This is a genomic window from Streptomyces sp. NPDC102467 (assembly GCF_044765445.1).
Lineage (GTDB): Bacteria > Actinomycetota > Actinomycetes > Streptomycetales > Streptomycetaceae > Streptomyces.
Genome location: NZ_JBIWKA010000015.1, coordinates 164,182 through 184,163, shown reverse-complemented (window position 1 = coordinate 184,163; position 19,982 = coordinate 164,182). Strand labels below are relative to the sequence as shown.

The 19,982-nt window shown below is 70.9% G+C and carries 17 protein-coding genes, 1 pseudogene and 1 riboswitch; of the genes and pseudogenes, 13 read left to right on the top strand and 5 right to left on the bottom strand.

Annotated elements, in window-relative coordinates; genetic code table 11:
- The first annotated feature begins 52 nt into the window (after positions 1–52).
- From ACIREE_RS29980 to ACIREE_RS29965, 4 genes and pseudogenes are all read left to right on the top strand, one after another.
- Positions 53–472, top strand: a pseudogene (locus tag ACIREE_RS29980) (molybdopterin-binding protein).
- A 139-nt stretch (positions 473–611) separates the two neighbouring features.
- A complete protein-coding gene (locus tag ACIREE_RS29975) occupies positions 612–1,670 on the top strand; it encodes an enoyl-CoA hydratase/isomerase family protein (protein WP_404158852.1) in 1,059 nt (352 codons plus the stop codon).
- Positions 1,671–1,766: 96 nt separating this feature from the next.
- Positions 1,767–1,838: riboswitch (cobalamin riboswitch) on the top strand.
- 60 nt (positions 1,839–1,898) lie between these two features.
- Positions 1,899–2,120 (top strand): CbtB-domain containing protein, encoded by a 222-nt coding sequence (locus ACIREE_RS29970; protein ID WP_404158849.1) that lies wholly within the window; start codon positions 1,899–1,901, stop codon positions 2,118–2,120.
- Positions 2,121–2,142: 22 nt separating this feature from the next.
- Positions 2,143–2,901 (top strand): CbtA family protein, encoded by a 759-nt coding sequence (locus ACIREE_RS29965; RefSeq protein WP_404158846.1) that lies wholly within the window; start codon positions 2,143–2,145, stop codon positions 2,899–2,901.
- A 205-nt stretch (positions 2,902–3,106) separates the two neighbouring features.
- Here the strand turns inward: ACIREE_RS29965 and ACIREE_RS29960 are convergent, their stop codons facing one another.
- Complete coding sequence (locus ACIREE_RS29960; protein WP_404158843.1) at positions 3,107–3,688, bottom strand: histidine phosphatase family protein; 582 nt, start codon at positions 3,686–3,688, stop codon at positions 3,107–3,109.
- A 362-nt stretch (positions 3,689–4,050) separates the two neighbouring features.
- Between ACIREE_RS29960 and ACIREE_RS29955 the strand changes: the two genes are divergently transcribed.
- From ACIREE_RS29955 to ACIREE_RS29940, 4 genes are all read left to right on the top strand, one after another.
- Positions 4,051–5,151, top strand: a complete 1,101-nt coding sequence (locus tag ACIREE_RS29955; protein ID WP_404158840.1) for a DUF1996 domain-containing protein — start codon at positions 4,051–4,053, stop codon at positions 5,149–5,151.
- Between the two features lie 159 nt (positions 5,152–5,310).
- On the top strand, positions 5,311–7,071 hold the full coding sequence (locus tag ACIREE_RS29950; protein WP_404158837.1) for a discoidin domain-containing protein: 1,761 nt from the start codon (positions 5,311–5,313) through the stop codon (positions 7,069–7,071).
- A gap of 102 nt (positions 7,072–7,173) precedes the next feature.
- On the top strand, positions 7,174–9,675 hold the full coding sequence (locus ACIREE_RS29945) for a glycoside hydrolase family 3 C-terminal domain-containing protein (protein ID WP_404158834.1): 2,502 nt from the start codon (positions 7,174–7,176) through the stop codon (positions 9,673–9,675).
- Positions 9,676–9,684: 9 nt separating this feature from the next.
- Positions 9,685–10,725 (top strand): LacI family DNA-binding transcriptional regulator, encoded by a 1,041-nt coding sequence (locus ACIREE_RS29940; protein WP_404158831.1) that lies wholly within the window; start codon positions 9,685–9,687, stop codon positions 10,723–10,725.
- A gap of 18 nt (positions 10,726–10,743) precedes the next feature.
- On the opposite strand, the gene ACIREE_RS29935 is transcribed toward ACIREE_RS29940, so the two are convergent.
- Entirely contained in the window at positions 10,744–12,000 is a 1,257-nt protein-coding gene (locus ACIREE_RS29935; protein ID WP_404158828.1) for a sensor histidine kinase, read from the bottom strand.
- An 81-nt stretch (positions 12,001–12,081) separates the two neighbouring features.
- Here ACIREE_RS29935 and ACIREE_RS29930 point away from each other — a divergent pair, with 81 nt between their 5' ends.
- Both ACIREE_RS29930 and ACIREE_RS29925 read left to right on the top strand, forming a co-directional pair.
- Positions 12,082–12,387 carry a hypothetical protein gene (locus ACIREE_RS29930; protein WP_404158826.1) on the top strand — a complete coding sequence of 102 codons (306 nt, stop codon included), beginning with the start codon at positions 12,082–12,084 and terminating at the stop codon, positions 12,385–12,387.
- Positions 12,351–12,782, top strand: a complete 432-nt coding sequence (locus ACIREE_RS29925) for an ATP-binding cassette domain-containing protein (protein ID WP_404158823.1) — start codon at positions 12,351–12,353, stop codon at positions 12,780–12,782. Before ACIREE_RS29930 ends, ACIREE_RS29925 begins: the two co-directional genes overlap by 37 nt.
- 117 nt (positions 12,783–12,899) lie before the next feature.
- Here the strand turns inward: ACIREE_RS29925 and ACIREE_RS29920 are convergent, their stop codons facing one another.
- Positions 12,900–13,268: a hypothetical protein gene (locus tag ACIREE_RS29920; RefSeq protein WP_404158820.1), complete on the bottom strand. Its 369-nt coding sequence runs from the start codon at positions 13,266–13,268 to the stop codon at positions 12,900–12,902.
- Between the two features lie 187 nt (positions 13,269–13,455).
- Between ACIREE_RS29920 and ACIREE_RS29915 the strand changes: the two genes are divergently transcribed.
- On the top strand, positions 13,456–14,088 hold the full coding sequence (locus ACIREE_RS29915; RefSeq protein ID WP_404158817.1) for a DUF1345 domain-containing protein: 633 nt from the start codon (positions 13,456–13,458) through the stop codon (positions 14,086–14,088).
- A gap of 8 nt (positions 14,089–14,096) precedes the next feature.
- Here ACIREE_RS29915 and ACIREE_RS29910 read toward each other — a convergent pair whose 3' ends face one another.
- Both ACIREE_RS29910 and ACIREE_RS29905 read right to left on the bottom strand, forming a co-directional pair.
- Positions 14,097–14,921 (bottom strand): DUF1206 domain-containing protein, encoded by an 825-nt coding sequence (locus ACIREE_RS29910; RefSeq protein ID WP_404159094.1) that lies wholly within the window; start codon positions 14,919–14,921, stop codon positions 14,097–14,099.
- Between the two features lie 102 nt (positions 14,922–15,023).
- Positions 15,024–15,875, bottom strand: coding sequence for a helix-turn-helix transcriptional regulator (locus ACIREE_RS29905; protein ID WP_404158814.1), 852 nt, complete (start codon positions 15,873–15,875; stop codon positions 15,024–15,026).
- Between the two features lie 86 nt (positions 15,876–15,961).
- On the opposite strand from ACIREE_RS29905, the gene ACIREE_RS29900 reads away from it, so the two are divergent.
- Positions 15,962–16,777 (top strand): SDR family NAD(P)-dependent oxidoreductase, encoded by an 816-nt coding sequence (locus tag ACIREE_RS29900; RefSeq protein WP_404158812.1) that lies wholly within the window; start codon positions 15,962–15,964, stop codon positions 16,775–16,777.
- 192 nt (positions 16,778–16,969) lie between these two features.
- Positions 16,970–19,978: a family 16 glycoside hydrolase gene (locus ACIREE_RS29895; RefSeq protein WP_404158809.1), complete on the top strand. Its 3,009-nt coding sequence runs from the start codon at positions 16,970–16,972 to the stop codon at positions 19,976–19,978.
- The last annotated feature ends 4 nt before the right edge of the window (positions 19,979–19,982 follow it).

Here is a 19,982-nt window from a genome sequence, read left to right as displayed (position 1 = left end):
CGCAACAGGCCCCGTAACGGGCGAAACCTCTCTATTCGATAGGCGCGCCGTCATGACCCTGAGCATCCGCAACCAACTGCCCGGCACCGTCACCGCCATCACCTCCGGCGAAGTGATGGCGACGGTCACGGTCCGTCTCGACGGCGGCCGGCACCTCACGGCCGCCATCACCCGGGAGTCCGTCTAGGACCTCGGCCTCGCCGAAGGATCCCCGGTCCGCGCCCTGGTCAAGTCCACCGAGGTGGCGCTCGCCACCGGCCACGTCGAGGGCCTGTCCATCCGCAACCAACTGCCCGGCACCGTCACCGACGTGACCACCGGCGGCGCCATGGCCACCGTCAAGATCTCCGTCGACGGCGGTGAACTGACCGCCGCCGTCACCAAGGACGCGGTCACCGACCTCGGCCTGGGCGCAGGCTCCTCCGTCGTCGCCCTCATGAAGTCGACCGAGGTGTCGCTGGCCACCGCCTGACAGGCCGCCGCGTGACCCGCGGGGCGATCGGAGAGGATGACACCGAGAAGATCGTCCGGGCCCTGCGGGTCCCGTGTCCTGGAAGGAACGACGAGATCATGCGCGTCCTCACGACCCCTGCCCCGACGGAGGCCATCGGATGACCGGCGGCGAACCCCCCGTCCTCGTACGCAGGGAAGGGCGGGCCGGCCACCTAGTCCTCAACCGGCCGCGCGCCCTGAACGCGCTCAACCACGACATGGTGGTCCGCATCGACCGGGCGCTGACCGCGTGGGAACACGACGACACCGTGGAGACGGTCGTCATCAGCGGTGCCGGGGAGCGCGGCCTGTGCGCGGGCGGCGACATCCGCGCCGTGCACGACGACGCGCGGGACGGCGACGGCACGGCCTCCGCGGAGTTCTGGCGCGACGAGTACCACCTCAACGCCCGCATCGCCCGCTACCCCAAGCCCTACGTCGCCGTGATGGACGGCATCGTGATGGGCGGGGGCGTGGGCATCTCCGCGCACGGCGGCGTCCGGATCGTCACCGAACGCTCGCGGATCGCCATGCCGGAGACCGGCATCGGCTTCGTGCCCGACGTCGGCGGAACCTACCTGCTCCCGCGCGCCCCCGGCGAACTGGGCACCCGCCTCGCGCTGACGGGAGAGCACATCGGGGCCGGTGACGCGCTGCTGTGCGGACTCGCCGACCATTACGTCCCGTCGCCGGCCCTGCCCGCCCTGCTCGCGGATCTGGCGACGCGGCCGGTGCGGGACGCGCTGGCCGACCACGCGCGCCCCGCGCCCCAGGGCGAGCTGGCGGCCCAGCGGCCCTGGATCGACACGTGCTTCGCCGCCGACACGGTCGAGGAGATCCTCGGCCGGCTCTTCGACCACGGGGACCCGGCGGCCAAGGAAACGGCCGAAACGCTGCTCGGTACATCGCCCACCGCCGTCAAGGTCACGCTGGCCGCGGTGCGCCGGGCCCGCGAACTCGGCTCCCTGGAAGCGGTGTTGAACCAGGAGTACCGCGTCTCCTGCGTGGCAATGGGCAATCCGGACTTCGTCGAGGGAGTCCGCGCCCAGGTCATCGACAAGGATCGCAGGCCCCGCTGGTCGCCGCGGACCCTCGCCGAGGTCAGCGACGCCGATGTGGAGCGCCATTTCGTACCGCTGGGCGAGCGTGAACTCGGTCTCGGCGAAAGCGCGCTGTAGTCCCCGTGCACTGCGAGCAAGATCACTCCGGCCGGGGCTCTCTTGGCCATGCACGCGACACGCGGTACCTTCAGTGCGTATCGACGACGGCACGACGGAAGCCGGTGAAAGCCCGGCACGGTCGCGCCACTGTGTGCGGGCGGTCCCAGGACCGCTCGTGAGTCAGACCCGTGGCTGTCGTCCTGTGCACCACCGAGATGGGACGCGAACTCCCGAGGAGGCCCTGCCATGGCGCAGCATGTCGCCCAGCCGACTGCCACCACCCCTGCCGTACCGGCCACACTGCCGTTGAAGGCGATCGCCCCCTGGGCCGCCTTCTTCGGCGTCCTGATGCTGATCCTGCTGTACTTCGTCGGCGCGGAGCAGGGCGCCACGTCCGTGTTCAGCGGCGCCGAAGTTCATGAATGGGTGCACGACGCCCGCCACCTGCTCGGTTTCCCCTGCCACTGACCAGAGGGACACCGCACAGCTCATGAACTCAACAACCGTACGAAACCTACTCGTTCGGGGCATGCTCGCCGGTCTCGCGGCCGGCGTGCTCGCCCTGATCGTCGCCTACTTCCTGGGCGAGCCGAGCGTCGACAGCGCCATCGGCTTCGAGGAGGCCCACGCCGGGCACTCCCACGGCGACGAGGTCGAACTCGTCTCGCGGAGCCTGCAGTCCACGGCCGGACTCGCCACCGGCGTCCTCGTCTACGGGGTCGCCTTCGGCGGCATCGCCGCACTCGGCTACTGCTTCGCCCTGGGTCGGGTGGGCCGCTTCGGCCCGCGCGCCACGGCGCTGCTGCTGTCGGCCTGCGCGCTGCTCGCCGTGTACGTCGTCCCGTTCCTGAAGTACCCGGCCAATCCGCCCGCCGTCGGCAACCCCGACACCATCGGCAAGCGGACCATCCTGTACTTCCTGATGATGGTGCTCAGTGTGCTCCTCGCCGTCGGAGCGACGATCCTGGGAAAGCGCCTGACCCCCAGGACCGGCACGTGGTACGCCGCGGTCCTGGCGGTGCTCGCGTTCGCTGTCGTGATCGGACTGGCGTACGCGCTGCTGCCCGTGATCAACGACGTGCCGGACCATTTCCCGGCCACTCTGCTCTGGCGCTTCAGGCTCTCCGCCCTCGCCATGCAGATCGTGATGTGGGGCGGATTCGGCCTGCTCTTCGGCGAGTTGGCCGAGCGCCTGCTGCGTCCGCGGGCCGTCGCGGTATCCGGCGGGGCGGTCTCGGCCGGGCGGTGATCCGCCGCCCGGCACAGGGGAGGGCCCGCGGAGTTGTCGTCCGGGGGCCCTCCCGCGTTGTGCGGGAGCCGGCCGGGTGAGGGGCCGGAGCGGGCGTTGCCGACCGCAGCGGGAGTGCGGTCGGCTCCGTCGTCGGATCGGCCCTCTGGTGCCGGGGCACGTCCAACTGCCGTACAGGCAGCGCGCGTCGGCCACTTCGGTGCCGTCAGGACGTGCCCAGCGGACGGCCGAGCGCCACATTCCACCGGCCCAGCCGCCCGCTGAGTTCCGTGAGCGTCAGCGGCGCGACGTCGAGCCGCCAGAACGCCGCCGGGGGCGCACCCGCCGCATGGATGACCGCGGCCCGCACCACATCCGGCTCCACCACCGCGACGAGGCGCCCCGAACCCGGTTCCACGCCGCTCAGCCACCGTGCGACCCGCGCGCAGACCTGCGCCACCGACTCCCCGCCGGGCGCCGTGACGTCCGGCTCGGTGAGCCAGCGGCCCAGGGCCTCGGGGTCCGCCGCGCCCACCTCGTCCAGCGTCCGGCCGCGCCACCGCCCCGCGTCGATCCCCGCCAGCTCAGGGCGGGTCGACGCGGCGGCGAGCCCCAGGGCTTCCGCGGTTTCCCGGCATCGCGCGCTGGGCGACACCACCACGCGGGCGCCCGCGGGCAGCGAACCCGCCGCCGCGTGGGCCCGCGCGGCCCCCGCGGGATCGAGCGGGCCGCCGTCGTCGAAGGCGGCCCGGCGCTGCGCCACGCTCAGGGCGGGCGTCACGAAGAGGACGCGGCTGGTCTGGGTCACAAGAATCGAGCGTAGCGACCGCGGCCGTCGGCGTGCGCGGAGAGTCGGCCGATACAGGCGGAGAGCCGGCCGACGCGCGGAGCGACAACCAGGGCGGGAGCGCTCTCCGCGCGGGCAACTTCCCGCGACAAAAGGGCACTTGGCAGGGCTCAATGGCGCTCCCGAAGCGCATGAGCTCGATGTCGCCCCGGGAAACAGTGCGTTCACTTTCTCTTGACACTGCCACGTCAGAGCGAGAACACTCCGCGACGAGAGAGCGCTCTCTCAGGTTCCGCGCACGACATGTCCCACGGGCGGCGGCCGCCCCTCGCGTCGCCGCCCACCCCCCACCACACGCCGTACCGACATGGCAGGAGGTCTCCATGGCACGGAGATCGAAACTCGTCTCAGGACTGCTGATATCCGGCGCACTCGTACTGACCACGCTGGGCGTGGGCGGGGTGGCCCTCACCGCGGGCGCCGCCGAGGCACCCGTACAGAAGGCGTCCTCGTCGTCGTCCGCTTCCGCGCATCAGGGCCACACGATGGCCGCGTCCACCGTGCCCGCCGCCGAGGACGCGAACGGTGACGGCTACATCCCCGCGAACCCGCCGGTCACCGGCGTCGAACCGTCCACGAAGGAGCCGCCGCACGCCTACTTCCACGAGTTCCAGGCGCACTGTTCCGTCACCCACACCAAGCCCGACGACCCCATCGTCTACCCGGGCCAGGCCGGCAAGTCCCACGACCACACGTTCATGGGCAACACGACGACCGACGCGAACAGCACCACGGCGTCGCTCGACAGCGGCTCCACCAAGTGCCTCGCACCCGGCGACAAGTCCGGCTACTGGATGCCCACCATGCTCAACGGCGACAAGCCGGTGCTGCCGGTCGGCGAGCAGACGATCTACTACAAGGCCGGTGTCACCGACTACACCAGCGTGCGGCCCTTCCCCAAGGGGCTGCGGTTCGTCGTCGGCAGCCCGATGCAGACCGCGCAGGAGTTCCGCAACCACCCCGGCTTCGTCGAGGGCTGGGAGTGCGGTGACAGCTTCTTCAACGTCGACTTCCCCAAGAACTGCCCCACGACGCCGTCCACCCAGGTCAACATCCGCTTCCAGGCCCCCAGTTGCTGGGACGGGAAGTACCTGGACACGCCCGACCACAAGAGCCACATGGCCTACCCGGTGGTGAAGAACGGCACGAACGACAACATCTGCCCGGCCGACCACCCCGTCGCGCTGCCGATGATCGAGTTCAAGATGGCGTTCCCCGTCAACGGCGACCTGTCGAAACTGCGGCTGTCCAGCGGTCCGAGCTACTCGTGGCACTACGACTTCTTCAACGCCTGGGACGACCGGACGCTGAAGGCGATGGTGGACCACTGCGTGGTCGGCGGCCTGCAGTGCGACCCGCGTGGCTACGACCAGAACCACCCCGAGAAGGGCGCGGTCCTCAACGACCACTACGAACTGCCCTGACCTCAACAAGAAAGTCCCTCGCAAAGAAGACCCCCGCAAGAAAGTTCCGCGCAAGGAAGTAAGTACCCGGGGCGGCGGTCCCCCTGACCGGCCGCCGCCCCACCTCCCCGTCGCTCACCCCCTCTGCTTCTCTCACCGACCCCCACCGGAGGCACCCGCATGCGCAGGACCCGCACCGTCAACCGGAGATCGCACCGCCTGGCCACCCCCCTCACCGCCGGCGTGCTCGCGGCCGGATTCCTCGCCCTGCCCGCCCAGCACGCGCAGGCCGCGAGCGACGTGGTCAAGGTGACCGGTTCGCAGGGCAACTGGCAGCTCCAGGTCAACGGTTCGCCGTACCAGGTCAAGGGCCTGACCTGGGGCCCGTCCGTCGCGGACGCCGGTAAGTACCTGCCCGACCTGAAGTCCATGGGCGTCAACACCATCCGTACCTGGGGCACCGACGCCTCCAGCAAGCCGCTGTTCGACACAGCCGCCGCGAACGGCATCAAGGTCATCGCGGGCTTCTGGCTGCAGCCCGGCGGCGGCCCCGGCAGCGGCGGCTGCGTGAACTACCTGACGGACACCACGTACAAGAACCAGATGCTCGACGAATTTCCCAAGTGGGCCGCCACGTACAAGGACAACCCGGGTGTCCTGATGTGGAACGTCGGCAACGAATCCGTTCTCGGTCTGCAGAACTGCTACAGCGGCGACGAGTTGGAGAAGCAGCGCAACGCCTACACCACCTTCGTCAACGACATCACCAAGAAGATCCACAGCGTCGACCCGAACCATCCGGTCACCTCCACCGACGCCTGGGTCGGCGCCTGGCCGTACTACAAGAAGAACGCGCCGGATCTCGACCTGTACGCCGTCAACTCCTACAACGCCGTCTGTGACGTCAAGTCGGCCTGGCAGCAAGGGGGTTACACCAAGCCGTACATCGTCACCGAGACCGGGCCCGCGGGGGAGTGGGAGGTGCCCGACGACGCCAACGGCGTCCCCCAGGAGCCCACCGACCAGGCGAAGGCCGCGGGATACACCAAGGCCTGGGGCTGCATCACCGGGCACAAGGGCGTCGCCCTGGGCGCCACCATGTTCCACTACGGCACCGAGTACGACTTCGGCGGCATCTGGTTCAACCTGCTGCCCGCGGGCGAGAAGCGGCTGTCGTACTACGCGGTGAAGCGGGCCTACGGAGGCGACACCTCGCGGGACAACACCCCGCCGGTCATCTCGCAGATGGACATCGAGGGCGGCGCGTCGAGCGTGCCCGCGGGACGCGACCTCATCGTCTCCACCAAGGCGACCGACCCGGACGGCGACAAGCTCAGCTACCAAGTGCTGAGCAACAGCAACTACATCGACCAGAGCAAGCAGCTCGTGCCGATGCAGGCCACCGACCTGGGCTCGGGGCGCCTGAAAGTGACCGCTCCCGACAAGCCGGGCGTCTGGAAGATCTACGTCAAGGCCACCGACGGGAAGGGCAACGTCGGCGTCGAGACCCGTTCGGTGCGCGTCGTGCCGCCGCCGGTCGACGGGACCAACATCGCCGTCGGCAAGGCGGCCACCGCCTCCTCGCAGCAGACCAGCGACTACGGCGACTGCCCGTGCACCGCGACGCAGGCCGTCGACGGCAAGAACGACACGCGCTGGGCCAGTGACTGGAGCGACCCGCAGTGGCTCCAGGTCGACCTCGGATCCCGTCAGTCGTTCAAGCACGTGCAGCTCAACTGGGAGACGTCGTACGCGAAGGCGTACGCGATCCAGACCTCGGACGACGGGCAGAACTGGACGACCGTGCGTCAGGTCACCGACGGCAATGGCGGCGTCGACGACTTCGACGTGACCGGCACCGGCCGCTACGTCCGCGTCAACGGCACCGCCCGCGGCACCGGATACGGCTACTCCCTCTGGGAGTTCGGCATCTACAAGTGATCCGGATCCGGTAGAACGACCGCGTCAGGGAGTCGTGAGAGAGTCGTGAGAGAGCGCTCTACGACGCTCTCCGGAACGTTTATGGGTACGAAGGGTGGGGCAATGGCCGACGAGGAGCCGGACCGGCTGGTCGACAAGCTGAGTCCGCGGCAGAAGGTACGGCTGCTCACAGGCGGGACCACCTGGCGCACCCGCGCCGAACCCGCCGTGGGCCTGCGCGAGGTGGTGACCTCGGACGGGCCCGCGGGGGTACGGGGAGAGGCCTGGGACGAGCGCGTCACCTCGGTCCTGCTGCCCTCCGCCTCGGCGCTCGCGGCATCCTGGGACGAGCAACTCGTCGCGGAACTGGGCGGGTTGCTCGCCGAGGAAGCGCACCGCAAGGGCGTGCACGTCGTACTCGCCCCCAACCTGAACCTGCACAGGTCACCCCTGGCCGGCCGCCACTTCGAGTGCTTCTCCGAGGACCCCTGGCTGGTCGGCCGGATCGGCGCGGCACTGATCCGCGGCCTGCAGGCCGGGGGAGTCGCGGCCACGGCCAAGCATCTCGTGGCCAACGACTCCGAGACCGGCCGGCTGACCGTGGACGTGCGGGTCGACGAACGCACCCTGCGCGAGGTCTTCCTCGCCCCCTTCGAGGCGGCCGTCGACGCCGGCGTCTGGGCGGTGATGGCGGGGTACAACCGTGTCAACGGGACGACCATGAGCGCGAGTTCACTGCTCGCCCGCCCCCTGAAGGGCGAGTGGGGTTTCGACGGCGTGGTGATCTCCGACTGGGGCGCCCTGCGCACCGCGGTGGACACGGCGAACGCGGCCCTCGACCTCGCGATGCCGGGTCCGGGCGGCCCGTGGGACGCCCTGCTCGACGACGCCGTGGCCGCCGGGCAGGTGCCGGAAGCCACGATCGACGACAAGGTGCGCCGACTGCTCCTCCTGGCCGGGCGGGTCGGTGCCCTGGACGAAACCCCCGCCCCGCGAGGGCGCACGCCGCAACGCCCCTCCCACGCGCGGAGGTTGCTGCACCGCGCCGTCACAGCCGGTGCGGTGCTGCTGCACAACGACGGCGTACTCCCGCTGCGCGAAGCCGAGTTGAGTACGGTCGCGGTCATCGGCGCCCACGCCGTAACGCCGCGCGTACAGGGCGGCGGCAGCGCCGGAGTCTTCCCCGAGCGGGTCGTCCCGCCGCTGGACGGCATCCGGGAACGACTGCGTGGCCGGGCCCGCGTCGTCCATGCCGCGGGCCCGGATCTCGGTGCCCCGCCCGCGCCGCTGGGCCCCCGGGACTGCGCCGATCCACGATCCGGTGCGCCCGGTGTGCTGCTGCGCATGCTGGACGCGGACGGGAACGAGCTCTACGCCGAGCACCGGCACTCGGGCCGACTGCTCGAACCGGCCCTCACCGACGGCGCCCACACCGTGGAGATCAGCGCCCTCCTGACACCGGAGAAGGCGGGCCGATGGGCCTTCGCCGTCGGCGGGTTCGGCCGGATGTCACTGACCGTGGACGGCCATCGGATCATCGACGGCACGTTCCCCCGGCGCACCGACGACCCGGCCGTCGTCCACGTGAACCCCCCGGGTCCCACGGCCCACCACCACCTCACCGAAGGCGCCCCCGTCCTCGTCGTGGCACGGCGCGAACTCGCGCCCGACACCGGCCGCGCCACCGTCCTGACCGCCGCCCCGCCCGCGCCCCGTGCCGAAGAGGCGATCGCCGAAGCCGTCGCTCTGGCCCGCGCGGCCGACGTGGCGATCGTCGTCGTCGGCACCACCGACGGCAGCGAATCGGAAGGACACGACCGCACCACTCTCGCCCTGCCCGGACACCAGGACGACCTCGTGCGCGCCGTCGCCGCGGTCAACTCCCGTACCGTCGTGGTGGTCAATTCCGGAGGGCCCGTCGAACTTCCCTGGCGCTACGCGGTCGACGCGGTCCTGCTCACCTGGCTGCCGGGCCAGGAAGCCGGTGGCGCCCTCGCCCAGATCCTGTGCGGCGACACCGAACCCGGCGGCCGCCTCCCCACGACCTGGGCCGCACGTCTCGACGACGCGCCCGTCACCGCCACCCGGCCCGTCGACGGCGTCCTCAGGTACGACGAGGGACTCCACGTCGGACACCGGGCCTGGCTGCGCACCGGACGCGCCCCCGCCTACTGGTTCGGGCACGGTCTGGGCTACACGACGTGGCGCTACGAGAACGTCACCGTGCCCGAAGTCGCCGCGATGGACGGCGGTTTCACCGTGTCGGTACAGGTGCGGAACACGGGCGGGAGAAGTGGGCGCGAGGTCGTCCAGGTGTATCTCTCCCGGCCGGACTCGGACGTGGACCGCCCCGTGCGCTGGCTCGCCGGGTACGCGGCCGTGCACGCGGCGCCCGGCGAAACGGCACGGGCCACTGTCGAGATCTCCGGCCGCTCCCTGCGGCACTGGAGCGTCGAGGAGCACGGGTGGGCCGCCGAACCGGGCCGCTTCACCGTGCACGTAGGACGCTCGGCCGGAGACCTCCCGCTCACCGCACACGTACAGGTGCGGGCCGACGGCACCCGACAAGACGTGACGGACGAGCCGCAAGAGAGCGCTCTATGCGCGGTGAGGCGGCACGATTAAGCTGCGTGCATGCAACGACAGTCCTTGACGCTGGAGGATGTCGCCCGTGAGGCGGGCGTCTCGCGGGCGACCGTGTCCCGGGTGATCAACGAGGTCTCCAGCGTGGACCCCGCCATCCGCGAGACGGTGCGCGAGGCGATCCGGCGCACCGGCTACACCCCCAACAGAGCGGCGCGCTCCCTGGTCACCCGGCGTGCGGAGACCATCGCCCTGGTGGTCTCCGGCGCGGGCGAGGAGGACGAGAGCGCCCGGAACGCGTTCGCGGCGCGGGTCTTCGCCGACCCCTTCTTCGGCCGCATCGTCAGCGGTGTCGTCGCCTTCCTCAGGACCCGGTCCATGCATCCGGTCTTGATGTTCGCCGAATCCGGATCGGCCAGGGACGAGGTGATGGGGTACCTGCGGGAGGGCAGGGCCGACGGCGCGCTGGTCGTCTCCACGCACGCCGAGGACCCGCTGCCGCCCCTGCTCGCCCGGGAGGGGCTGCCCGCCGTGTGTTTCGCCCGGCCCGCGCTGCCCGCTCCCATCAGCTACGTGGATCTGGCACACGGCGAAGGCGGCCGGATGGCGGCGCAGCACCTCCTGGACCGCGGCCGGCGCCGCGTGGCGACGGTGACGGGCCCCCTGGACCTGCCGGCCGGACAGCAGCGGCTCGCCGGATTCCGGGAGGCGATGGAGCGGGCGGGTCTGCCCTATGTGCCCATCGCCGAGGGCGGGTTCACGCTCGACAGCGGCGCCGCCGCGATGGCCAGACTGCTGGACGACCATCCCCACCTCGACGGTGTGTTCGCGGCCAACGACCTGATGGCGCAAGGAGCGTGCCAGGTACTGCGGGAGCGGGGCCGACGCATCCCGGAGGACGTCGCCGTGGTCGGGTTCGACGACTCCAGTGTCGCGATCACCTGCACCCCGCCGCTGACGACCGTACGGCAGCCGGTGGAGGAGATGGCGCGGGCGATGGCCCGCATTCTTCAGGAGCACATCGAGGGCGAGCGCACGGAGCCGACGTCCCGGATCTTCGAACCGGAGCTGGTGGTCCGCGCGTCCACCTGAGCGCCTGTCCTCGCGCGCTCAGCCGCCGATGACGCCGACGCCCCTGATGCCGTCCATGCCGACGGCCGCGGGCAGGCGTACGCGCATGCGCAGGCCCCCGCTCGCCGGCGCCTCGGCGGTGATCGTTCCGTGGTGGGCGCGGACGATGCTGCTGACGATGGCGAGGCCGAGGCCGTGCCCCCGGTCGCTGGAGACGCGGGGCCGCGCGCGGTAGAACGGTTCGAAGAGCCGGTCCACGGTGGCCGGGTCCACCACCGGGCCGGTGTTGGCGACAAAGAGCACCACGGCGTCGGCGTCGCGGTGGGCCGCGACGGCCACGGACACGGACCCTCCGGGGCTGTTGTGCTCGCGGGCGTTGCCGAGCAGGTTGACCACCAACTGCCGTAGCAGCGTGGCGTTTCCCGCGACATGGCAGTCCGCGCCCGCATCGGGGAGACCGAGCCGCACGACCGGATCGCCGCCGTCCGCGGCCAGTTCGTCGACCGCCTCGGCCACGACATCGGCCACATCGACCGGCTCCGCGTCGATCTCGACCTGCTCGGTGGCGGCCAGCTGCAGCAGCTCGTTGACGACGGTGATGTTGCGTTCGTTCGTCTCCACCAGCATCGGCAGCAGCTCGGTGAACTCCTCGGCGTCCGGGTCGGCCGCCGCCACCTGGAGGACGGCGCGCGTCGTGGCGAGCGGGGTGAGCAACTCGTGCGAGGCGTTCGCCGCGAACCTGCGGTGCGCCTCGAAGGACTCCTCCAGCCGCTCCAGCGTGGTGTCGAAGGTGTCGGCGAGCTGCTTGAGCTCATCGGCGGGGCCCTCCGCGCCGATCCGGTACGACAGGTCGCCCTGACCGGCCCTGGCCGCGGCCCGGTTGATCGCCGACAGCGGGGTGAGCAGTCGGCGGGACAGCAGCCACCCCGCACCGAGTCCGACCGCTGTCACCAGCAGCACCCCGGCGACCGACACCGCGAGGACGGTGTTCCACACGTCCTCCTTGTCCTGGACGAGGCCGTCCGTGTCGACCTTGCCGCCCTCGACGGGACGGGCCGGCCGGAAGTCCCGCAGCCGCGACGGGGTGGGGGAGGGCGAGGACGCCGCCGACGGGGGGACGGTGACGGTGGTCGTGAAGTCGTAGGTCGGCAGATAGCGGATGCCGACGTAGATGATCGCGACCATGAGCGCCCCGCACCCGGCGAGCGCCGCCCCGAAGCCCAGGAAGAGCCGGGTGTGAATGCTCAGGGTCCGGGGCCGTGGCGGCTCGCGGCGGTCGCGGCGCGGCCGGATCATCGGCTCGGCCCCAGGTAGTAGCCGGCCCCGTTGGTTTCCGGGCACGGCATCACCCCGGACAGTAAAGGGAACGAAATCGTCATGGAGAAACGCCTCGCGAAGGCGAACCATCTGAAAGTCGGCGACCGGATCAAGCTGAAGGCAGGCGAACTCCCCGGCCCCGGACAGGAGAAGAACGAGACCGAGCACTCCTTCGAGGTCGTCGGTATCTACACATCCGGCACGGCCGACGCCGGGCAGTACGTACCCCCGGTCATGGATTCGGCCAACCGCCGCGCTCGCCACGCTCGTCCCGGGCATCCGCGTCCTGCGGCTGACTCCGCGCTCCATCCTGACGAAGGGGAACTGACATGTCCGACGACGCCCTCCTCGAACTCGCCGGTGTGACGCGTACGTTCACCGGCGGGGGCCGCCGCCGCGTCGTGCTCAAGGCGGTCTCCCACCGGTTCCGGGAGGGCCGCATGTACGCCGTGACGGGCCCGTCGGGATCCGGCAAGACCACCCTTCTCTCGCTGGCCAGCGGCCTGGACTCACCGACGTCGGGGACCGTACGGTTCCGCGGCAGGGACATCGCGGAGATCGGCCTCGGCGCCTACCGCAACCGGCACGCGGCCACCGTGTTCCAGTCCCTGAACCTGCTGACGTACATGACCGCGCTCCAGAACGTCACCGCCGCCATGGAGATCAATCCTGTTCGCCGACGAGCCGACGGGCAGCCTCGACCACGACACCGCCGCGGGGATCATCACCCTGTTCCAGAAGCTGGCGCACGACGAGGGTAAATGCGTGATCGTCGTGACCCACTCGAAGGAGGTCGCCGACGCCGCGGACGAGACGGTGACCATCCGGCGAGGCCGGATCGGCGCTCACGGGAGGGACGGTCGAGCGTAGCCCCTCGCTCATTCCGCGTCGCGGGCGACCTTCCGCGCCCACAGCACCAGCGGCACCTGCAGTGGCACCCGCGCCTGCGCGGCGCGCCGCAGCGGGGCCGGGCGGTCGCGCCAGTCCACGGCCATCTGCACGTTGCCGGGCAGAACGGCGACGAAGAACGCGGCCGTGGCCGTCGCTGCCCGCTGCCGGGTGCGCGGCAGGGCGACCCCGGCCGCCAGCGCCAGTTCCACCGCGGCACTGGCGTAGGTCCAGGAGCGTGGCGAACCCGGAAGAACGCGCGGCACCATCGAGTCGAACGGCTTGGGCACCAGAAGATGCGCGACCCCGGCCCCGGCCAGGAGTCCGGCGAGGAGCTGGGGCGAACGTACGCGGCGCAAGGGGCCTCCCGAGAAGCGGTGCGAGTAGACGCGGCGCGCGATCTTACTGACTGGTAAGTATGAATGTCGAGCGAGGACCTTCGGGAACCTGCGCGTGCCTGTCTGCGACGACCTGCGAGGATCGCTCCATGAAGGTCATGGCGCTGACACGTACCACCGAGCCGCCCGACTCGGGCGACGGCGCCTGATGGGCGCCCGTCTGCCGTTGGCCGCCGCCCCCCGGCTCGTCGTGGCGGTGGCGTCGGGGGTCCTCGGCGGCGGGGCCGTGGGGGCCGCGACCGACGGCCCGCTCGGCTGGCTCGTCGGCATCGCCGTGACGGAGCTCGTCTTCGTGGTGTCGGGCTGGGCGGTGCTCTGGCCGTTGGGCGCCGACGCCACCCACGACAACGCCCACCGCGAGGACTTCCGCCCCCTCGCCGAGGAGCTCGTGGTCGTCGGCGCGGCACTGTGCGGCCTCGTCGCCATCGTGCTGCTGCTCCTGCGCGGCAGGTCCGACACCGGCCACGTCGCCGCCGCGACCGCGCTGTGCGGAGTGTTCCTGGCCTGGGCCGCGCTGCACCTCATGTACGCCGCCCGGTACGCCTACGTCTACTACGCGTCCGGCGGCGGGATCGACTTCAACTCCGAACAGCCGCCCGCCTACCGGGACTTCCTCTACTTCAGCTACAACCTCGGCATGACGTACCAGGTGTCCGACACCAGCGTGTCCAGCCCGACGATCCGCGCGATCGTGCTGCGGCACACCCTGCTGTCCTACGTCTTCGGTACGAGCATCCTCGCCACCACCATCAACCTCGTCGCCGGCCTGGTGACCGGCTGACGTACCGGTCAGACCCTGCGATAGCGGGCGAGCGCGAACGAGAACAGGCCGAAGAGCAGCAGACCGAACGCGATCAGCGCCAGCAGCCACGGCCCGGCCGGAGTACCGGCGAAAGCGCGCAGGGTGCCGTCCACGCCCTTGGCCTTTCCGGGGTCGTACTTCGCCGCGGCGATCACCACGAAGACGCCCGCGCCCGCGTAGATCAGCCCCCGGGCCACGCCACCGCTGACGCCGAGGACGTCGATCGCCCGGCGCACGTGACGCGACATCTGCGCCTTCTTGAGCTGCTTGTGGTACTTGCGCAGCGCCGCCCGTACACCGACACCGATGCCTATGCCGATCACCACCAGACCGGCGATGCCGACCAGCCAGCGCCCCGCCGGAAGGTCGAGCGCCCGGGCCGTGAAGTCCCGCGACTTCGCGTCGCTGCCCTCGCTCTTGCGGGCGGACGCCGCGAAGGACAGCACCGAGTACGCCATGAACCCGTAGAAGATGCAGCGCATGGCCGAGAACACCCGCTTGCCCGGCTTGTCGCCGCCGGGGCCTGATGAGCCGAGCAAGGCCTCGGTGAGCCGCCACAGCGCCATCCCGATCAGGCCGATCCCGACGGCCCACACCAGCACCTTGCCGAACGGCTGCTGGGCCAGCTCGCGGATGGCCCCGCTGCTGTCGGCCTCCTCGCCCCCGCCGCCGAACGCGACGCGCAGGGCCAGCAGCCCGATCAACAGGTAGAGCACTCCTCGGGCCACCAGACCCCAGCGCGCGCCTGTGTCGACGACCGAACTGTTCGCCGCTTTACGGGCCTTGGCCCCGCCCCTGCCCTTGATTGCCATCACGCGCTTTCCTCCCGCCCTGTGTGCACCCGTGGTTCGGCGCAGGGACGACAAGTGCCCCGGGTCGGGCGCGACATGCGGTGACGCGCGGCACGTACCGGGTCAGAGAGGGGCGTCCACGTGCCGGGGGCGGGCGGTCGACAGCCGGCGCAGGGCTGCCTCCGAGGAGGAGCCGGGGGCAGCGGTGTGGATGACCAGCTGCTGGTCCTGGCCGGTGATGTCGAGAACGTCGCAGTTCACGGTGACCGGTCCGACCCGCGGGTGGTCGAAGGTCTTGCGCAGCGTCGGCGTCGCGTCCACGTCGTGCGAGGCCCACAACCGGGCGAACTGCTCGCTCCCGGCGAGCAGTTCGTCCACCAGGCGCGTCACCTCGCGGGAGCCCGGGTAGCGGGCGGCGGTGGCGCGCAGTCGCCGGGCCGAGTTCCGGGCGAAGGCGTCCGCGTCGGACACCCCGTACAGCCGCCGCCCGCCGGGGTGCGGGCCGAGGAAGAACCGGCGCACCAGGTTCCGCTCGTGCGGCGGGACCGCGGAGAAGTCCTCCATGAGAGCCGCGGCCACGTCGTTCCAGGCGAGGACCTCGAACGACGCGGAGGTCACGGTCGCCGCCGCCTGCGGCAGCCGGTGCAGCAGGTCGAGGATGCTGCGGCGCACCTCGCGCGGCGGTCCCGGCGCCGGCACCGGGGGCGACCCGGCGAGGTGGTGGACGTGGTCGCGCTCGGCGTCCGAGAGCCGCAGCGCGCGGGACAGCTGGGCCAGCACCTCGCGGGACGGATGCGGGCCACGGGCCTGCTCCAGGCGCGTGTAGTACTCGGTCGAGATGAACGCCAGCTGGGCGACCTCCTCACGGCGCAGCCCCGGCGTGCGGCGCCGTGGGCCCCCGGGCAGTCCCACCTCGGCGGGCACGATCCGCTCACGCCTGCTGCGCAGGAAGCCCGCCAGCTCTCGTCTGTCCACGCGACCAGTGTGCGACGTGCACAGACGCGCAGCCAGGTACGGGTGGTGCCTGGTTGCGCGGGCGGCCCCGGCGCAGGCTCGGCCCCATGAACAGCGATAGCGCAGGCAGCGCACCCTCTACCGACACCTCCGCACCGGCCCCGCTCGGGCTGCTCGCGGGGAAGACCGCCCTCATCACCGGAGCAGGCCGGGGAATCGGCGCCGCGGCGGCCCGGCTGTTCGCCCGGGAAGGCGCACGTGTGCTGCTCGCCGCCCGGACCGAGCGGCAGCTGAAGGCCGTGGCGGAGGAGATCGGGGCCGCGGGAGGTGAGGCCGCATATGTGGTGTGCGACCTGGCGGACGCCGCGAGCGTACGCTCCGCCGTGCGCCGCGCCGTGGAGCTGTACGGGCGGCTCGACGTCGCGTTCAACAACGGCGGTACGTTCGTGCCGCCGGGCCCGATGGACCGGGTGGAGGAGGGCGACTTCGACCACGTCTACGCCGTGAACCTCAAGGGCCCCTGGCTGGCCATGGCCGCCGAGGTCGCCGCCATCAGGGCCACGGCCGGAACGGGCGCCATCGTCAACAACTCCAGCGTCGGCAGCTTCCGCGCCAACCCCGAACTCCCCGCCTACGCCGCGATGAAGCGCGGCCTCAACAGCCTCACCGAGTCGGCCGCCGTCACCTACGGACCGGAGGGCATCCGGGTCAACGCCATCGCCCCGGGACACACCGCGACCGAGATGATCCGCGACTGGGAAGCGCACTCCCCGGGACTGTCCGAGCGGCTCACCACGCATACGCCCCTCGGTCGCGCGGCCGCCCCTGAGGAGATCGCCCAAGCGGCGGCCTGGCTGCTCAGCGACCGGGCCTCGTACGTCACCGGAACCATCCTGCGGGTCGACGGGGGAGCGCGCGTGTGACCGCGGACGGAGTTCGGCCGGACTTTGAACTCATGGATGACAAAGTATGGACGAGTTGAGCAGAAGTCCCTTAGCGTGACGGCGCAACCGTAGGAACCCTGTCCTTCCGCGCATCGCGGATCCGTTCAAAGACAGGCTCTCAGCTCGACCGGAGTGCAATCCGGCGGCCTCCGGTCCCGTCCTGGAGGACCGATGCATCCACGGCTGTTCCACCGCGCCCGAAGACGCCTCACCACCCTGCTCGTCGGTGGCTTTCTCGCCGGAGGTGTCTGGATCGCGCCCCCGTCCGTCGCCGCCGCCGACGAGATCCCGCCGCAGGAACCCGGCGTCACCCTGCGCGTCTTCGACACGCAGGTACCGCTCAGCAAGCTGTGCACGCTCAAGCCCGGCCAGACCCCCAACCACGACAAGCTGATGCAGACCGTGGACTGGTCCACGGTCGACGACTTCGGCGGATTCGCCGACAACTTCACGGCCCAGGCCTCCGGTTACCTGGTCGTCCCGAGCGACGGCACGTACTCCTTCCGTCTCACCAGCGACGACGGCTCACGGCTCACCGTCGACGACCGTGAGGTCATCGACCACGACGGGCTGCACGGCGCCGAACCGAAGGACGGAGCCGTCCAACTCACCGCGGGCTCCCACCCGTTCCGCGTCGACTACTTCGAGGCGACCGGCGGCCAGCAGCTCACGCTCGCCTGGAAGCCGCCGGGCGCGAGCGACTTCGGTGTGGTGCCGCGCGAGGCACTGAGCACCGACGCCGGGGTCGTCCGGGTCACCGCGCCGGGCCGCAAGGAGTGCGAGGCGGGCGCGGACAGCCCCGGCGACGGCCTGCCGCTGACCGACGTACGCCCCGATCTCGACCTCACCGACCTGCGCCCGGACGGCTTCGAACCGCAGGTCACCGGCATGGACTGGCTGCCCGACGGGCGCCTCGCGCTCAGCACGTGGGGCGGCTCCGAGAACGTGGCGGGCGAGGTGTACCTCCTCGACCACGTCACCGGTGACACCGACCGCTCCAAAGTGACCGTCAAGAAGATCGCGAGCGGCCTTCGCGAACCGATGGGCATCAAGTACGTCGACGGTTCCCTGTACGTGTCGCAGAAGCACGAACTGACCCAACTCGTCGACACCGACCAGGACTTCGTCACCGACGAGTACCGCACGGTCGCCACCTGGCCGTACGGCGGCAAGTTCCACGAGTTCGCCTTCGGACTGCTCTACCGCGACGGCTCCTTCTACGTGAACCTCTCCGTCGCCATCGACTACGGCGGCGCGACCACCACTCCGCAGCCGGCGCCGGGCCGCGGCACCACGTACAAGGTCAGCAGGAAGACGGGGAAGATCCAGGCGGTCGCGGGCGGTCTGCGCACCCCCAACGGGATCGGCTGGGGCCCGGACGACTCCCTCTTCACCACCGACAACCAGGGCGGCTGGCTGCCCGCGTCGAAGCTCGTCCAGATCAAACAGGGCCGCTTCTTCAACCACTACACCGAGCCGTCGGGCCCGTTCGACGACCAGCCCGTCACGCAGCCGGTGCTCTGGCTCCCGCAGAACGAGATCGCCAACTCACCGAGTACACCGCTGTACTTGACCAAGGGCCGGTTCGCGGGCCAGATGCTCTTCGGTGACGTCACCTACGGCGGACTCCAGCGCGGGTACCTGGAGAAAGTGAAGGGCCAGTACCAGGGAGCCGTGTTCCGCTACACCCAAGGGCTCGAGGCCGGCGTCAACCGGATCACCATGGGCCCGGACGGCGCGATCTACACGGGCGGGCTCGGCGCCGACGGCAACTGGGGCCAGGAAGGCAAGCTGCGGTTCGGCCTGCAGAAGCTCACACCCAATGGGGGCAACACCTTCGACATCAAGGAGATGCGCGCGGTCCCCGGCGGCTTCGACCTGGAGTACACCCAGCCGGTGTCGCAGGACACCGCGGACAAGCTGGCCGAGCGCTACACGGCCGAGCAGTGGCGTTACACCCCGACCAGTGACTACGGCGGACCGAAGATCGCCGAGGAGCAGCTCGCCGTGCGTTCGGCGACCCTCGCCGACAAGGGCCGCACGGTGCGGCTGCGGCTCGACGGCCTCAAGCCGGGGCGCGTCGTGCACGTCCGTTCGCCGCGCCCCTTCGCGTCGACGTCCGGCGAGTCCCTGTGGAGCACGGAGGCCTGGTACACCCTCAACGAAATGCCGGGCAAGCAGCCGCCGGCCGCCACGCAGTACGAGGCCGAGGAGGCACGCCTCACCGGCACCGCCGGCGTCCACACCGACCACACCGGCTACTCGGGCAGCGGCTTCGTCGACCGCTACAACACCGAGGGCAAGGCCGCCACGACCTTCGACGTGACGGTCCCCAAGGCCGGTGACTACGACGTGAACCTGCGCTACTCCAACGGCCCCAACCCCTACGAGGGCACCAAGTCCCTCTCCCTGTACGCCAACGGGGAGAAACTGAGACAGACCTCGCTCGCCTCGACCGGCACCTGGGACGCCTGGTCGACGAAGACCGAACGCGTCAGGCTGCGCGCCGGGAAGAACACCATCGCCTACCGCTTCGACACCGGGGACGCGGGGCACGTCAACCTCGACCTGATCACCGTGCGCCCGCACGGCGCGCCGGTCGCCCTCTTCGACGGCACCACCGCGTCCCAGGCGCAGTGGCAGCATCCGGACGGGCGGCGTGCCGAATGGCCGCTCGCCGACGAACGGTCGATGGAGGTGTGCTGCGGTGATCTCCGGACCAAGGACGCCTATCAGGACTTCGCACTGCACGCGGAGTTCCGCGTCCCGCTGCTGCCGGCCGACGTGACCGGCCAGGACCGCGGCAACAGCGGCATCTACCTCCAGGACCGCTATGAGCTCCAGATCCTCGACTCGTACGGCGACACGACCCTCGACACGAACGAGGCCGGTGCGATCTACCTGAAGAAGGCGCCGGACGTCAACGCGTCGCAGGCGCCGGAGACGTGGCAGACGTACGACATCACGTTCCGCGCGGCGCGCTTCGACGACAGCGGGAAGAAGACCGCCGACGCGCGGGTCACCGTGGTGTGGAACGGCAAGAAGGTCCACGACGACGTCGCGATCGACGGCCCGACCGGCGCGGGCGCGCCGGAGGGGCCTGCGGCCGGGGCGATCCGCCTCCAGGACCACGGCAACAAGGTGCGGTTCCGCGACATCCGGGTGACGCCGCTGAGCTGAGAGG

Excerpts from the sequence above, each read along its gene's own strand:
- ACIREE_RS29975 (WP_404158852.1), top strand. The coding sequence starts at position 612 with ATGACCGGCGGCGAACCCCCCGTCCTCGTACGCAGGGAAGGGCGGGCC.
- ACIREE_RS29970 (WP_404158849.1), top strand. The coding sequence starts at position 1,899 with ATGGCGCAGCATGTCGCCCAGCCGACTGCCACCACCCCTGCCGTACCG.
- ACIREE_RS29965 (WP_404158846.1), top strand. The coding sequence starts at position 2,143 with ATGAACTCAACAACCGTACGAAACCTACTCGTTCGGGGCATGCTCGCC.
- ACIREE_RS29955 (WP_404158840.1), top strand. The coding sequence starts at position 4,051 with ATGGCACGGAGATCGAAACTCGTCTCAGGACTGCTGATATCCGGCGCA.
- ACIREE_RS29950 (WP_404158837.1), top strand. The coding sequence starts at position 5,311 with ATGCGCAGGACCCGCACCGTCAACCGGAGATCGCACCGCCTGGCCACC.
- ACIREE_RS29945 (WP_404158834.1), top strand. The coding sequence starts at position 7,174 with ATGGCCGACGAGGAGCCGGACCGGCTGGTCGACAAGCTGAGTCCGCGG.
- ACIREE_RS29940 (WP_404158831.1), top strand. The coding sequence starts at position 9,685 with ATGCAACGACAGTCCTTGACGCTGGAGGATGTCGCCCGTGAGGCGGGC.
- ACIREE_RS29935 (WP_404158828.1), bottom strand. The coding sequence starts at position 12,000 with ATGATCCGGCCGCGCCGCGACCGCCGCGAGCCGCCACGGCCCCGGACC.
- ACIREE_RS29930 (WP_404158826.1), top strand. The coding sequence starts at position 12,082 with ATGGAGAAACGCCTCGCGAAGGCGAACCATCTGAAAGTCGGCGACCGG.
- ACIREE_RS29925 (WP_404158823.1), top strand. The coding sequence starts at position 12,351 with ATGTCCGACGACGCCCTCCTCGAACTCGCCGGTGTGACGCGTACGTTC.
- ACIREE_RS29915 (WP_404158817.1), top strand. The coding sequence starts at position 13,456 with ATGGGCGCCCGTCTGCCGTTGGCCGCCGCCCCCCGGCTCGTCGTGGCG.
- ACIREE_RS29910 (WP_404159094.1), bottom strand. The coding sequence starts at position 14,921 with ATGGCAATCAAGGGCAGGGGCGGGGCCAAGGCCCGTAAAGCGGCGAAC.
- ACIREE_RS29900 (WP_404158812.1), top strand. The coding sequence starts at position 15,962 with ATGAACAGCGATAGCGCAGGCAGCGCACCCTCTACCGACACCTCCGCA.
- ACIREE_RS29895 (WP_404158809.1), top strand. The coding sequence starts at position 16,970 with ATGCATCCACGGCTGTTCCACCGCGCCCGAAGACGCCTCACCACCCTG.